Here is a 13620-nt window from a genome sequence, read left to right on the forward strand (position 1 = left end):
GTTGTCTAGCTCAAGGCTGCTGTCTAGCTCAAGGCTGTTGTCTAGCTAAAGGCTGTTGTCTAGCTCAAGGCTGTTGTCTAGCTCAGGGCTGTTGTCTAGCTAAAGGCTGTTGGCAAGTCCGATGTTCTTAATGATTTGATGGCTACCAATAAATCGCACAAGACACTCCATGTGAAAGGGTTAACACACCTTATTGCATACAACATTCACAACCAAGTAACATTGCTTGAAAATAGCTCATCAAAATAGTCAGCCTCACCATCTGGTCTCTCAAATTTCAGCCACAAAAAAGGGGCTCGACGCCCCTTTTAAAAGTTCGATTAAAAACACTACATTTATTGTCTAACCGCCTTCATCAGCACTTCCGTGGTGAATTTCCCATTATTAATAACTGGGAACCTATCATAGGTTTGAAAAATCACCCGCCCCTCGTGCAAGATCATAGCGACCGCACCATAGTTGATGTCTTCATCTATCGTGTCTGCCGGTAGGATGAATTTAAACGGCACTGGCGCCCTAGCAATATCGAAATTCTTTTGCGCTATGATCACGCCTGGAGTGTCCAGATCTATGATGGCTATGGTGATCTTGCTCCCCTGAGGCAGGTTAATCTTCTCCAAATATCCTGCGGCACCGTTAATGATAATCGGCGGCTCCGGCTCTACTGTCACGCAGGCAGAAAGCGACATAACACAAACTAATAAAATAACTGCTCTTTTAAACATAACCAACATCATAAACCCTTATTTCAACATATGGCCCGAAAGAGCCATCAATATTTCCTTGTCTAGACTGCGCTATTTAGGCGCAACCATTCGCATTAACCCTTCTTGTGTCGCTGATGCCACCAGCTCACCTTTCTGGTTGAAAAACTGCCCCCTAACGAAACCTCGGCCACCGCTGGCACTGGGACTATCGACACTGTAAAGCAGCCAGTCATTCAAATCCACTGGACGATGGAACCACATGGAATGATCGATAGTCGCCATGCGCATGCCCGGAGTCAGTAGAGAGACCTCGTGAGGTTGCGCTGCCGTGACCAGAAAATTAAAATCTGACGCATAGGCCAACAAGTATTCGTCGACGGAAACGTCTCTTGGCACCTTACCATTGGCTCTGATCCACACATAACGCTTAGGCTCTGTGATTGTCGGAACCATGGGATTGCAGGCATCGACCAGACGCATCTCCAGGGGAGCATCTGCCATGAATTTTTCCAGCATTTTTGGCGGCACCTGATCTTGCAGCGTCATAGCCAACTCTTGCTGGTTCAGTAATCCCTCAGGACCTGGTACTTTTGGCATTTTATCTTGATGCTCGAGCCCTTGTTCAAACTCTTGAAATGAGCAGGTCATATAGAAAATTGGCCGACCCTTCTGAATCGCTTTCACTCTTCTTGCACTGAAACTCCCCCCGTCGCGCATGACTTCAACATCATAAACGATAGGCAATTTTTCATCACCGGCACGCAGAAAATAGGAATGCAGAGAATGAACCTGACGCGATGCCGAAACGGTCTGTTTGGCGGCGCTCAAAGCCTGCCCCATCACTTGACCTCCGAAGACGTGACCGAAGCCTAAATCTTGGCTCTGACCTCGAAATAGTCCCTCTTCGATTCGCTCTAAAGAGAGTAGAGATAATAGATCGTTTAATACCTGGCTCACCGCTTGCTCCACACACCTAATCAATAGCCACATAGCTTAACTCACATAGTGGTCTTCAAGCCAGCGACACTCGTCATTCAATAGTGATAGGCGTTCCCCCTCACCACGCCGAGCCCAAGCGAGCACTTGCTCCTCACCACTTCGATTTAAGTTTACTGGCTGTGCCTGATGGATCTTTGCCCCGCTAGTTTGTTAAGTTTACGTATACAAGCATATCTAGCGGATCATTTTGTTTAATCCGATAACAAAATCAGCACCCTTTTAAACATTTATCCTTAAACTTAATATTTAAACCTAGTCACCTTCAATGAGGCTATCGCTTAGAGTCCTTCATCGAGGTCTGGAAACTTGATATGATATGACCATTAATAGCTAGTGAGCATCGGCATATAGATGCTCCCCTTAAGAATCGAATAAATGAACCCTTGGATTTTGGCCATAAGGCCTCGTACACTGCCGGCGGCGATTGGGCCTCTCTTGGTAGGAAACATATTAGCCCTCGAATTAGATCAATTCAGCATCTTGATAGCTTGTACATCTATGCTTTGCGCTATCTTGTTACAAATCGCGGTTAACTTAGCCAACGACTACTTCGATTTTAAGAGTGGTGTCGATACCGAAGCACGTTTAGGACCGGTGCGTGTGACCCAGAGTGGCCTGATCGCACCAGAAAAAGTCCGCAATGCCATGGTGCTCAGCTTGTTACTGGCACTCATCGTTGGCTCTTATCTTATCTACCATGGAGGTTGGCCTATTGCCCTGCTTGCAGTCGCCGCCATTTGCGGTGCTCTTGGCTATAGCGGAGGGCCATACCCGCTGGCATCCCACGGTTTAGGTGAAGTGGCGGCCTTTGTCTTTTTCGGTCTAGTGGCCGTGGTGGGCAGTTATTTTCTACAAGCGGGTGAAACCAGCACCGCGGCCTGGATTTTAGGCAGTGCAATAGGCTGCTTAAATGCGGCCATAATGCTGGTCAATAACACCCGGGATATTGAAACTGACGCAAAAGCGGGTAAGCAAACCTTGGCCGTTCGGGTCGGTGAGGGGCAGGCTCGCGTCCTCTATCAGACATTTGTCTATCTACCTTTCGCATTGATTATTGGCAGCTTCTTTCTCGGTTTTCTGCCCGGCGCCCCAGTCCTACTCGCGGGTCTTTCATTGATTTTAGCACGTAAGCTAAACAGTGATTTTAGCGTGGCCTCAGGAGAGGCATTAAACCCGTTACTCGGCCGCACGGCTAAGCTCAGCATGATTTTCAGTGGCTTATTCAGTATTGGTTTATTCTTTGTCTAAGCATGCTGCTGACGAATGTCTGCTCGATAGTGGCGCGTTAAGCGCCGCTAAGCTGAGAAGTAGGATTGGATAAATGGCCTGTAACGACTGTAAATCATCAATTTTCAAGCGAAAACTGGGGCGCTGCAAGACCTGCATGTGGCAACTGGCAATACTTTCTCTCATTGCTTGGCCACTATGGTGGAGCCTGTATGTGGGTACGCCCTATATCGTCGAGTCCATTGCCCTGCTATTTTTTTGTATCAGCTTCACAGGGCTGTTGCTGCTTCACCTTATCCTACTAGGCTATCGTTCACTTACCCACAAAATCTAGGCACAAGCTTCACTCACCTGCTGCAAAACCGCTGATTGTAACGTGTCGCTAATCTCGAAGAATCTGGGGCGAAGGCTAAATTCATCCTGTAAACAGCTGTCTCTCATTTGCAATAACACAGATAAGAGCGCTTGCTTAGTCGATGTCTCGGCGGCATCACTTAGATGCTTCGCATCAACTGACAAGAGGTCGTCCAGTAAGCAGCCAAAAGCTTTGACCTCTATGGCTTGCATCGCCTCTCTTTGCATTTGAGGTAGGCTCGAAAGATCCGACGAGGCACCAAAATCACCAAATAGCATGTCGGCATCACTATTAATCATCATATTATGGGCATACAGATCCCCATGACTCACGGCTTGCCGGTGCAGATGTGTCATAGCCGCCGCCATCTGCAATACGATGGTAGCGATTTGGGACACGCTAAACTGAGTCCCGGACTCGAAGGTGTCTCGCGTACAGGTCAGCAGAGATGGAGGCAAGCCTAAGTTAATGAAAGTCGGCGGGATCAATTCCATCACCAGACCCAGATGATCTTGCTCGTTTATCTGAGAGATGACTCTTATGAGGTTAGGATGCTCGCCCGCCTGTAAACAACAGGCTAGCTCATCGGCAGGATAACCATCACTGGTGACCTCGCCCTTAAACAATTTTACCGCGATCAATTCTGGCGAGCCAAGTAAGCTGACTGGTTGACGATTCCACTTGCCCTTATAGATGACCCCAGATGCTCCCTCGCCAAGTTGCTCGGCTAAGTCGATATCAATCATCTTGACCTTAGGTATCTCTGGCACAACTAGGGATATTTTATTCGTGGAGCTAAGCTTATTACCATCAAATGCAAGCCAAGCGAGTCTTGGCAATTGCAGTAACCAATCGGGTAAATGAGTAAGCTGATTTGCAGATAAACGTGCTAACTCGAGGTTTTTACAATTGGCCATCGACTCTGGCAGCGACGAGAGACGATTCCCCGCCAGGGAGAGTTTCTGTAGACGATGAAGCTGCCCCATGGAATCGGGCAAACTCTCGATGTTATTATCGGTTAAGATCAACCAGCGAGTCTGCAGTGGCAACGCATCTTCATCGAAAGTGCGAATTTTATTTGCCTTAAAACCTATCATCTCAAGCTTAAGACAATTGGCTAATACTTTAGGCAAGGTTTCAAACTGATTGTTTGAGAGAAACAGGATCTTGAGCTGTGTCAGCCGCCCAAAATCATCGGGCAAACTGGATAAGCCATTATTAGAAAGATCCAACACTTCCAAAGTGTCAGCTAAATCAAAGATCTCCTTGGGGAATTCAGTTAGGTTTTCGGCTAACTGTAAACGTGTAATCGATGATAACTGTCCATTTTTAAGTGCTGCTAATGTTTGCAAACCTGATCACTCTATTAGAATTGAAAATAGCACGACATGATATAGCATATGCTCATCTTGAGAAAGGAATGAAAATGGGATGGGAAAGACAGTGAGACGCCTAATAAGATTACTTAGCAAGTCTTGAATAATACACTTACCGAGCCACCAGTTAATCATTCACCTAGGTTATTCCTGACTAAAAAATGTAGCACAGGCATTTAAAATTTAACCTAATCATTCAAGATCATAAAATCAAATAACTAAGAGAAACATGACGATAATTAAACTTAACAGCCTGATGCAGTTAATAGCTAAGACTTCAAAATCGCCTTTGGTGTTCGGCTAAGTAATCCATCGAAACCTAATGTATGGCAATGCTCACGGGATGCGGGTAAAATCGCCCCTCAAAAAATGATAATCGAATAATTGAGTGAGTCAGTCTGAGATGAGTAGAAAAATTGAGTTGTTAGCGCCTGGCGGTGATGTTGAAGCCATAAAGGCCGCTATTGTTGCCGGTGCCAACGCCGTCTATTGTGGCTTAGACACGTTTAATGCCCGTAACCGTGCCGCCAACCTTTCCTTTGATGATCTCTGTGGCGTCTTACGGCTGGCTCACCAGTATGAATGTGAAGTCTTCCTGACCTTGAACGTGGTGATATTGGAGCATGAACTACCCGCGCTATTTAAGTTATTGAACCAATTGGTCAACACCAGTTTAGATGGCATCATAGTTCAAGATCTCGGCCTGTTTAATCTGGTTAAGAAGCACTTCCCGACTCTAGACATTCACGCATCGACTCAGCTAACCACACATAATGAAGGCCAGATACATTTTCTCAATAGAGTCGGTGCTTCACGCGTCAACCTATCACGAGAAATGAATCTAGGTGAGATAAAGTCACTCACGGCTCTGGCTCATGAACATGATATGTTGACCGAGGTCTTTGTTCACGGCTCCCTCTGTATCGCCTTCTCGGGCCAATGTTATTCGAGCTCTGTCAGCGTGGGAAATTCAGGTAACCGAGGCCGCTGTAGTCAGGCTTGTCGAGATGAGTACGAAGAGACGGCTGCGGGCAATAAATATCCTTTAAATCTAAAAGACAATTCAGCTTACTTTGACCTACCCGAGTTAGTCGATGCCAAGGTCGACTCACTTAAGATTGAAGGCCGCATCAAGGGCGCACACTATGTCTACACCGTAGTCGATAGCTGGCGCAAGCAAATAAACCAGTTTGTTGATACCGGCAAGCTGCTGGAAGATGATACCAACCTCTACAAGGTCTTTAACCGTGATTTTACCAACTCATTCTTGAAGGGTGATCTCACTAAAGATATGTTTATCGATAACCCTCGAGATAACAGTGTTAACCATGCGATAGAGAAACAAAACGCCATCTCAGTGGTACAGATCCAAACAGTAAAACAAACACTCAAAGCCGATAAAAATGAGCTGGGTGCCAGCCTTGAAGATAAAATAAAATATCTTAATATCGACAAGATGCGACTCAACTTACGTTTCACGGGTCAGTTAGAACAGCCGTTTTGCATACAGGCAAGCGTCGAGAGCATCTCGAATCGGCTCGAGCAAGACAATCAAATTCAAACATTCTCAATCCAATCGGATTCCATGCTGCGAGCCTCGGATAAATCGCCATTGGATGAAGAGGCACTGGAGAAACGCTTCAGAAGTTTCAACAACGCCGATTATGTCATACTCAATTATGACTTCAGTGGACTATCTGCTGGCCTGAGCATTCCATTTAAAGAGCTGACTGCGCTGAAGAATAAGCTGGCGTTTCTACTCAATAACTCGGTGGATGTGATCCCCCCCGTCGAGCTACCAAAACTTGAGCAGCATGCCAAAGTAAACGAACAACCAAGCCTTTCTTTGCTGATTTGTGATGAAAAAGATGCCCACCTCGGCGATGTTACCGATGCAGACATCTACTTTAAGCTACCCGAGAGCTTTAAGAAAAACTGCGATAAATATATCGAGCTATTGCAGCGTAATCCAAGATTCATCCCCTGGTTCCCGGCGGTATTAATCGGCAAAGACTATATCGAAGCCGTGAGAATTCTCGAAGAAGTTAACCCTGCACGTATCGTCAGCAATAACACCGGCGTTGCCTATAAGGCATTCGAGATGGGAATTGAATGGATAGCGGGACCGTTTTTAAATACCACTAACTCCTATGCCCTGAGTACCCTTCAGGAAGACTTGAACTGTGCTGGCGCCTTTATCTCTAACGAGATTAATCGTATGCAGATAAGAAACCTAAAACGTCCGTCAGGATTTAAGTTGCTCTACAGCATCTATCACCCCATTTTGATGATGACCAGCCGCCAATGTTTTTTCCAACAGACTGTCGGCTGTAACAAGCCGAGTATCGAAGATGGTTGCATGCTCAAATGTGAGAAGGCCACCACCATCACCAATGTCAAAGGGATCTCATTTGCCGTCGATAAGCAAAAAGGCGGTTACCCGAGCATCTATAACGACGAGCAGTTCTTAAACCTGGATGTGATCAATGACTACTCAAAACTATTCGATGAATTCTTTATCGACTTGACCGATATCGGCTCAGGCTCTAAAGCCAAGCTGGATAAGGTTGAGCTTATTGAACATTTTGAAAAACTACTACAAGGCAGTGAAGACGCTAAGGTACAGCTAGATGCCATGGTGACGGTGTCGACGCATGCTCAATACAGGCAAGGTCTGTAACTGGTCCGTAGCATATTTAAGAACAGAGTAGAAAGAGCAGCCTATCGGTTTTCCAACATAGACTGCTCTTTTTTATACGCCTGTTTCATCATCCCCTCTACGCCTATACACTTATAGTCGCCTATAATCGAAAATGAGCCGATATTAACCATGAGCCTGCTCCCATTGCCTACTCTATATTCACTGCAGCACTGCCCCTATGCCATGCGAGCCCGCTTAGGCTTGTTACTGGCCAAGCAAAAGGTGATGCTCAAAGCCGTTGTCACTAAAAATAAATCCGAAGAGATGCTGGCTTTATCCCCCAAGGGCACAGTCCCAGTGCTGGTGCTTGAAGATCACGGTGAAGGTGAGGAAGAGAGTCGCGGTGCGAGTGAAATCGAGGTTGAGGTTGAAGTTGAACTTAAGGCCGAGAGCGCAGACAAAAGCAGACCGCCAAAGATCATCGATGAGAGTGTGGATATCATGCTTTGGGCACTCAATATAAACGACCCTGATGATCTGCTGTTGAGCCAAACACCTGCAGCGCTAGCCGTCATGCTCGAATTGATCAGCTATAACGATAAGGTGTTCAAACCGTTACTCGAACAATATAAAGATGCCAAACGCTACCATAAAGACACCGAAGTCGATTTAAGAACCCAGTGCGAGTCATTTATACAAGCATTAGAGCTACGCCTGTCACAGCACCAATACCTAATGGGCGATAGCCTAAGTTTACTTGATTTTGCACTACTGCCCTTCGTGCGTCAGTTTGCCCGAGTCGACCGCCACTGGTATCTGCAATCTCCCTACCCGTTACTTAGGCAGTGGTTGAAAGACCATTTAAACCGACCCTTGTTTTCCAGAATGATGAAAAAGTTTCCGCTCTATTCAGAGACAGGAGAAGCTTACCCTTTTGGTTAAAAAAATATCTAGCTCGCCTGATTAATGTTCCGTGTAAACGACTGCTATAGGGCAACACGTAATCTGCGCGAATAAGATACAGCAATGCACATACCTACCAGCTAATGTAAGCTATTCCTATCAATTTGGCGTCTGTAGAGGCATACTGAAACCGTTATGCATTGACCTCTAGCTTCAATCAAGGTCACTGCGTAACCTCAGCCTTAGGTTGGCTCAAACTAACTTTAGGTTTAAGAGTTTACCTCAAAAGGAAAGTATCATGAGTAAAGGTCAAGACAGTAAAAAAAATGTCAAAAAGCAACCGCTTTTAACAGCAAAAGAGAAGAAAGCAGCAAAAGCTGCGAAGAAAAGCTCAAGTAAATCTCTAGCTCATTAAGCACTAGATGGCCATCAAGATTTTTCGATGGCCTTTATTTTTAGTGTATTTAACGACATCGATTTATCAGTCGAACCTAACATGAGTTTGTGAGCCATCAGCATTAGCGCAAGAATGACAACTGGCGGCATGATCAAGCGACATGGCTAGCTTTTCAATACCATGTGATGGAGTCCATCTTTTAAATTCAACAAACCCATGTTTCTTATACAAATTTATCGCTGGCTTATTTACAACAGCCGTCTCAACAATAGCTTCTTTAAAATCAATTATCTCTAGAATATAACTTATCAATTTATCTGCGATACCTTGGCTAAAATACTTTGGGTCGACAGTTAAACTATTAAGTTCTAAGTGCTTATCTTCTATAGCAATCTCTATGACTGCAGCGAGACATTCATTTTCACTAAAGCCATAAAATAGTGTTTTTGAACCTTCTATATCTTTAGCGCTTCGCGCTAGTGGAGGGAGATCAAGGGTCCAATAAGTTGAGCTTCAATTTTATAAGAATTTTGAAAAGTTTTGTAAATTTGCTCTGCAACTTTTTCATTCGAATTATCAAGCTTGTTTATCATACTGCGCCTAGCCTCAAAATTTATATTGATCTTTAACGCCTAAATCATGTGCGCCGTAGGCGTCACCTAGATTTATTTGTGTACGCCCAGCATGGGCATGAACTAATGAGGTGACTATACACTAGATATCACTCAGGCATCCCCCCACGTCCTTGTGGGCCAGATAGGAAATTATCATAGAGAAGTGCTACCCGTCATGCTCGAATTAATCAGATACCAATATCCAACAGCCAAAAAAATGATGTTGCCGACACCATAATGACGTTCTCCATCAGATCCACACGACCGTTGGAAATGCCTGAATAATTTCTAGATGCCTATTCCTAGACCCTTGGTCGTGGCCACTATCTCATTAAACCCGAGTAAAACGACATCCAGTCCAGTTAAATAAAAATAAAACCTGCTTAATCATATGGTACAAAAAAATTAGTTAACCCTAATTTATATAAAATAGTACTATTGATCTTAATTAACTTTCTTGCTTATTATTAACCAAGTGGTTCGTCGTTACGCTCCACCATTACTCTATGGTAAGTATCAATAGCAACGCCATAGTAATACTAATCTCTTATAACGGAATAAAAGATGACTAATAAAAATAGCAACAAGGAAAGTGTAAATATTACCAATTACAGAAGAGAATATACAGAGAGTCAGCGGAGAGGCGTAAAAACCTGGCTCACTGATATTCTAAATGAGTTAAAAATCAGTGACCAAACCATAGAATACCAAGCATCGATACAAAAAATGTCAGACCTCATTAATAGAGATGCAGTTGTTCGCATGTACCTTACTAAAATGCTAGAGCAATCGCATGGAAACACGCGTTTTGACACTGAAGATGAATCAGGGTTAATAACCACAATAGATACCTTACTATTGGTGATGAATTATATTGTCACCCGGGCGCCAAATTTTGTTTATGATGAAAAAAACCCTGATCTGACCGGAGCATATACATTCCCATTGTCGTCATTATTTACTGAAATGATGGCCACTGAGGCTGGTGAAAGTGCCTTCAGAAATGCGGCATTTAATAATGCCCTCACAGAAGTATTACAGGCTTGGTGTGATTATTTAGACTCAGACGCATCAACGTCGGTACTTAACCACGAAAAAAATGGTTGGTTATCCGCTCAAGGTCAGGAATATACCGAGCTATATAAATTTGTCACTGAGCCTGGCCATCCGCACCTAGGCTTTACATCCTACAATGATTTTTTCCATCGTAAAATAAAAGAAGAGCTACGTCCTATTGCCTCTCCAGCCGATCCTAAGGTGATAGCTTCACCGAATGATGGCACTGTCTATAAAATTGCCAGTAACATTGAAAAATCAACAGATTTTTGGGCCAAGGGCCAGACTTATTCATTGGCAAACATCTTAAATAATGATGCCGACTATGTGAACCATTTCACTGGTGGCAATATGGTGCAAACCTTTCTTAGCGGCAATGATTATCATCGTTTCCACTCCCCCATCGATGGCACTGTTGAAAAAGTGGAAGTCGTACAGGGCTTAACGTTTAGCCAGCGTAGTAGTGAAAAGGAGCCCGGAGCAGGCACCGAATCATTAGGTTATGAAGCCGCGGTGAATACCCGAGGTTTACTGTATATTCGCAGTAATGATAAAACCCTCGGCACTGTGTGTATTATTCCGATAGGGATCACCGAAATTTCATCGGTAAGATTTGGCGATCATATTAAGCCGGGTTATCAAGTTACAAAAGGTGAAGAAGTAGGCCACTTTAGTTATGGTGGTTCGACCCTTTGTCTGTTATTTCAACCTGGTGCTATTAAAAACTTTGTGGTTGAACCCACTGAGAGTCAGTCTGGTGCGCAAGCGGGATCGGTCGTAAAGGTAAATGCACAAATAGCGACAGCGAACTAGTAGGCACTTAATAAAAATATTTTATCCCTAGCCACATAAAAAACACATAATAGCCCCTGCGATTTAGGGGCTATTATTTAACAGGATAAATTAATAAAACAGTCAAAGCCTGACATGACTCATAGGTAAGTAAATAACACCCGTTATCACGTTCAACGCTACCTAGATTAAAGCAGTAGCGTCACCCAACCCGCCTATACACATAAGATTGACTAGTATGTGACCGGAAATATATAAAACTTTTCATTTACAACGGCATACACACAAACAAAATAGTTTTCTTGTTAAATACAAAACTCTACACTCACTACCGGTTTTCTTAATGTAGGCACAATGAATTCCCTCAACAAGGCTGAATTAAGCTTAGTCAAGGAGCTTCAACTGACAATTCTGGGTGTCTAGGTTGTTTTTATAGACAGCTTTTTTTTCAGCTTGTCTTTCCATTCAGGAGCAAGTTCATTCAAAGCCAATGCTTCAGACAGTATATTCTCGAAACCTACATACTTTTTATCAAAGTAGGCCTGAAAAAGCTTCTTTATGGATATATCATGAGTAGACTTTTTCTCAATAGAGACTATATCTCCAGTTTTTGCCATACCGGGCTCTAACACTCTAAAATACACGCCAGTACAGTAATTCTGTATGAACAGTTTTAATACATTTTTATTATTAAGAGCTATTCCAAGTTTAAAACATGGCACTCTTGGTTGGCTGACTTCAAGTAACGCTGTTCCAATGCGAAACTGATCACCGATATTTATATTCTCTTCAGATAAATTTGAGATGGTAAAATTCTCACCAAACATACCACTTGATAAGTCCTTGTTTTTAAGGGCATCTTTCCAGTAGTCATAATGGTTAGACGAAAAAGCATAAACGGCCTTATGCTCTCCACCGTGATAAATCAGGTCAGCTTGCTCATCACCAATGATACTCATCTTCTCAATAATCACTTTATCACAAGTCGGGACTTTGAATATTCCGGTTCTAATTTCTTTGCCATTGTGAATGATTTTTTTTACTTTTGAAATATTTGTTGAAATAATTTTCATTTAAATACTCATTGATGAATAAAAGCTACGATTTCATTTGCGGAAATTTATCCGTAACATACGCTTGTTATAACTTTGCACACAATACCACCATATCTAAGCACCGAATACCATTTTCAAATATTGGCTCTGGATACCCTGAAAAATAGTCTTCATTTATATACTGCATTCTAAAACCACACTTTTGATACAAAGCCAGTTGCGACAAACTTGAATTCCCAGTTCCTACCTTTATAGAAAGAGAGCCGCTTTCTTTCGCGTAGTCTTGTGCTTTAAAAATAAGTTTTTTTGCTATACCTCTACCCTGATGAGATTCATCAACGGCTAGATTCTTCAGCTCAGCTTGGTCTTGCTCAAAGGTAATGGCAGCAACCCCAATCAGACGATTTAAATTATAGGCAACAAATATGGTTGACTCATCTAGATACGCCGCTATCGCTTCTTTGTCTGGATCAGCCATAAGAAGAAGATCCATCATTTCTTTTGTGACTTCTTGCCGATAAAGTTCAATATTCATACGAAGTTATAACGCTTATTCAATAGCAGCACGATAACGTTCCGGTCTGCTTGTGGATTTCCTGTCAATTTATCACCACTAAGTAGTTGTTGTAAATTGTTATTTCCCATAATCCACCGATGGAATACCGTAAATAATCAGCTAAAAAATGCGCGGGTATTTACGAGGTCTGCATAACGTTTGTAGCATACTACAACCTATTGATATACTTTGATTAATATTTCTATATTAGTATTGCCGATGCGTCAACTCAGCGATTTATACATCTTATTTATAGCCATTATCTCAACTTCAGTTATGTAAGTTAGGCCATATATTGTACGAATCCCATCAAGGGCGCGAGCAAAGAGCTTGTTAAGCTCGCACCCTTGATTTAAATATAGGCGCAGTACAACCACATTTTATTTTTATTTACGGTTTTTGATTATCCCCAAGGATAAAAATACTATAGCTGAAATTAAAAACACTCCTGAGCCAATAAAATCTTGTTCAAAAACGTTATAAACTAAACCTAAAAGCATAATAAAAGATGCAACTACATAATTATTAAATTTAGATGATGAATCGTTTTTCATTAACTTTCCTTTTGATTGATAATGGATATTTGCTGATACTACTCACGCCGCCAACAACCATGGAGTTGTTGGCGTTATTCTTTGCGACCTTTGAAAATAACACGACAACTGACGGAGTCGGATTGCTTGGCCTTGTTGAACGAAGCCGCTATGCGGCAGAAAAGATAAAACAATCTCTATCTCCCCATCCTAAATACTTACTAGTGCAGGCCTTGTTAGGCCATTAATACTAGGAGTATTACTTTTATATAACAAAGAGGCGAACACATCCGAACAACAACGCTTTGATTTTCTTTATGAACAACATCTTACCAACTTAACACTACAAGGCAAGCGACCCGCAACCATCGATGCTTATAGTCGTGCGGTACGACGTATTGCTGCGTAC

12 protein-coding genes and 1 pseudogene are annotated in these 13620 nt (G+C 42.9%); 6 read left to right on the forward strand and 7 right to left on the reverse strand.

Annotated elements, in window-relative coordinates:
- Positions 1-335: 335 nt before the first annotated feature.
- Complete coding sequence (locus tag HRU42_RS18435; RefSeq protein WP_295033242.1) at positions 336-734, reverse strand: YbaY family lipoprotein; 399 nt, start codon at positions 732-734, stop codon at positions 336-338.
- A gap of 63 nt (positions 735-797) precedes the next feature.
- A complete protein-coding gene (gene tesB / locus HRU42_RS18440) occupies positions 798-1664 on the reverse strand; it encodes an acyl-CoA thioesterase II (RefSeq protein ID WP_295033244.1) in 867 nt (288 codons plus the stop codon).
- Between the two features lie 417 nt (positions 1665-2081).
- On the opposite strand from tesB, the gene HRU42_RS18445 reads away from it, so the two are divergent.
- Together HRU42_RS18445 and HRU42_RS18450 are read left to right on the forward strand one after the other, a co-directional pair.
- Positions 2082-2954 carry a 1,4-dihydroxy-2-naphthoate polyprenyltransferase gene (locus tag HRU42_RS18445; RefSeq protein ID WP_295033246.1) on the forward strand — a complete coding sequence of 291 codons (873 nt, stop codon included), beginning with the start codon at positions 2082-2084 and terminating at the stop codon, positions 2952-2954.
- Positions 2955-3027: 73 nt separating this feature from the next.
- The gene (locus tag HRU42_RS18450; protein WP_295033248.1) at positions 3028-3267 is read left to right on the forward strand and encodes a DUF3624 domain-containing protein; all 240 of its coding nucleotides are present in this window, start codon (positions 3028-3030) and stop codon (positions 3265-3267) included.
- Here HRU42_RS18450 and HRU42_RS18455 read toward each other — a convergent pair.
- Entirely contained in the window at positions 3264-4640 is a 1377-nt protein-coding gene (locus tag HRU42_RS18455; RefSeq protein ID WP_295033250.1) for a leucine-rich repeat-containing protein kinase family protein, read from the reverse strand. The genes HRU42_RS18450 and HRU42_RS18455 overlap by 4 nt on opposite strands.
- Positions 4641-5067: 427 nt before the next feature.
- Between HRU42_RS18455 and HRU42_RS18460 the strand changes: the two genes are divergently transcribed.
- Both HRU42_RS18460 and HRU42_RS18465 read left to right on the forward strand, forming a co-directional pair.
- Positions 5068-7344 carry a peptidase U32 family protein gene (locus tag HRU42_RS18460; RefSeq protein WP_295033252.1) on the forward strand — a complete coding sequence of 759 codons (2277 nt, stop codon included), beginning with the start codon at positions 5068-5070 and terminating at the stop codon, positions 7342-7344.
- A 150-nt stretch (positions 7345-7494) separates the two neighbouring features.
- Positions 7495-8247, forward strand: coding sequence for a glutathione S-transferase (locus HRU42_RS18465; protein WP_295033254.1), 753 nt, complete (start codon positions 7495-7497; stop codon positions 8245-8247).
- A gap of 442 nt (positions 8248-8689) precedes the next feature.
- Here HRU42_RS18465 and HRU42_RS18470 read toward each other — a convergent pair.
- A pseudogene (locus tag HRU42_RS18470) lies at positions 8690-9198 on the reverse strand (GNAT family N-acetyltransferase).
- Between the two features lie 585 nt (positions 9199-9783).
- Between HRU42_RS18470 and HRU42_RS18475 the strand changes: the two are divergent.
- Positions 9784-11088, forward strand: a complete 1305-nt coding sequence (locus tag HRU42_RS18475; protein WP_295033256.1) for a phosphatidylserine decarboxylase family protein — start codon at positions 9784-9786, stop codon at positions 11086-11088.
- 398 nt (positions 11089-11486) lie between these two features.
- On the opposite strand, the gene HRU42_RS18480 is transcribed toward HRU42_RS18475, so the two are convergent.
- The 3 genes from HRU42_RS18480 to HRU42_RS18490 all read right to left on the reverse strand — a co-directional run bounded on the left by HRU42_RS18480 (position 11487) and on the right by HRU42_RS18490 (position 13232).
- The gene (locus HRU42_RS18480) at positions 11487-12140 is read right to left on the reverse strand and encodes an MOSC domain-containing protein (protein WP_295033258.1); all 654 of its coding nucleotides are present in this window, start codon (positions 12138-12140) and stop codon (positions 11487-11489) included.
- 67 nt (positions 12141-12207) lie between these two features.
- A complete protein-coding gene (locus HRU42_RS18485; RefSeq protein ID WP_295033260.1) occupies positions 12208-12657 on the reverse strand; it encodes a GNAT family N-acetyltransferase in 450 nt (149 codons plus the stop codon).
- A 407-nt stretch (positions 12658-13064) separates the two neighbouring features.
- Complete coding sequence (locus HRU42_RS18490) at positions 13065-13232, reverse strand: hypothetical protein (RefSeq protein ID WP_295033262.1); 168 nt, start codon at positions 13230-13232, stop codon at positions 13065-13067.
- Between HRU42_RS18490 and HRU42_RS18495 the strand changes: the two genes are divergently transcribed.
- A complete protein-coding gene (locus HRU42_RS18495; protein ID WP_295033264.1) occupies positions 13217-13459 on the forward strand; it encodes a hypothetical protein in 243 nt (80 codons plus the stop codon). The genes HRU42_RS18490 and HRU42_RS18495 overlap by 16 nt on opposite strands.
- The last annotated feature ends 161 nt before the right edge of the window (positions 13460-13620 follow it).

It is taken from the genome of Shewanella sp. (genome assembly GCF_013214165.1).
GTDB lineage: Bacteria > Pseudomonadota > Gammaproteobacteria > Enterobacterales > Shewanellaceae > Shewanella.

Coding starts and splice junctions, on each gene's coding strand:
- HRU42_RS18450 (WP_295033248.1), top strand. CDS start 3,028: ATGGCCTGTAACGACTGTAAATCATCAATTTTCAAGCGAAAACTGGGG.
- HRU42_RS18445 (WP_295033246.1), top strand. CDS start 2,082: ATGAACCCTTGGATTTTGGCCATAAGGCCTCGTACACTGCCGGCGGCG.
- HRU42_RS18435 (WP_295033242.1), bottom strand. CDS start 734: ATGTTGGTTATGTTTAAAAGAGCAGTTATTTTATTAGTTTGTGTTATG.
- HRU42_RS18485 (WP_295033260.1), bottom strand. CDS start 12,657: ATGAATATTGAACTTTATCGGCAAGAAGTCACAAAAGAAATGATGGAT.
- HRU42_RS18475 (WP_295033256.1), top strand. CDS start 9,784: ATGACTAATAAAAATAGCAACAAGGAAAGTGTAAATATTACCAATTAC.
- HRU42_RS18465 (WP_295033254.1), top strand. CDS start 7,495: ATGAGCCTGCTCCCATTGCCTACTCTATATTCACTGCAGCACTGCCCC.
- HRU42_RS18460 (WP_295033252.1), top strand. CDS start 5,068: ATGAGTAGAAAAATTGAGTTGTTAGCGCCTGGCGGTGATGTTGAAGCC.
- HRU42_RS18490 (WP_295033262.1), bottom strand. CDS start 13,232: ATGAAAAACGATTCATCATCTAAATTTAATAATTATGTAGTTGCATCT.
- HRU42_RS18480 (WP_295033258.1), bottom strand. CDS start 12,140: ATGAAAATTATTTCAACAAATATTTCAAAAGTAAAAAAAATCATTCAC.
- HRU42_RS18495 (WP_295033264.1), top strand. CDS start 13,217: ATGAATCGTTTTTCATTAACTTTCCTTTTGATTGATAATGGATATTTG.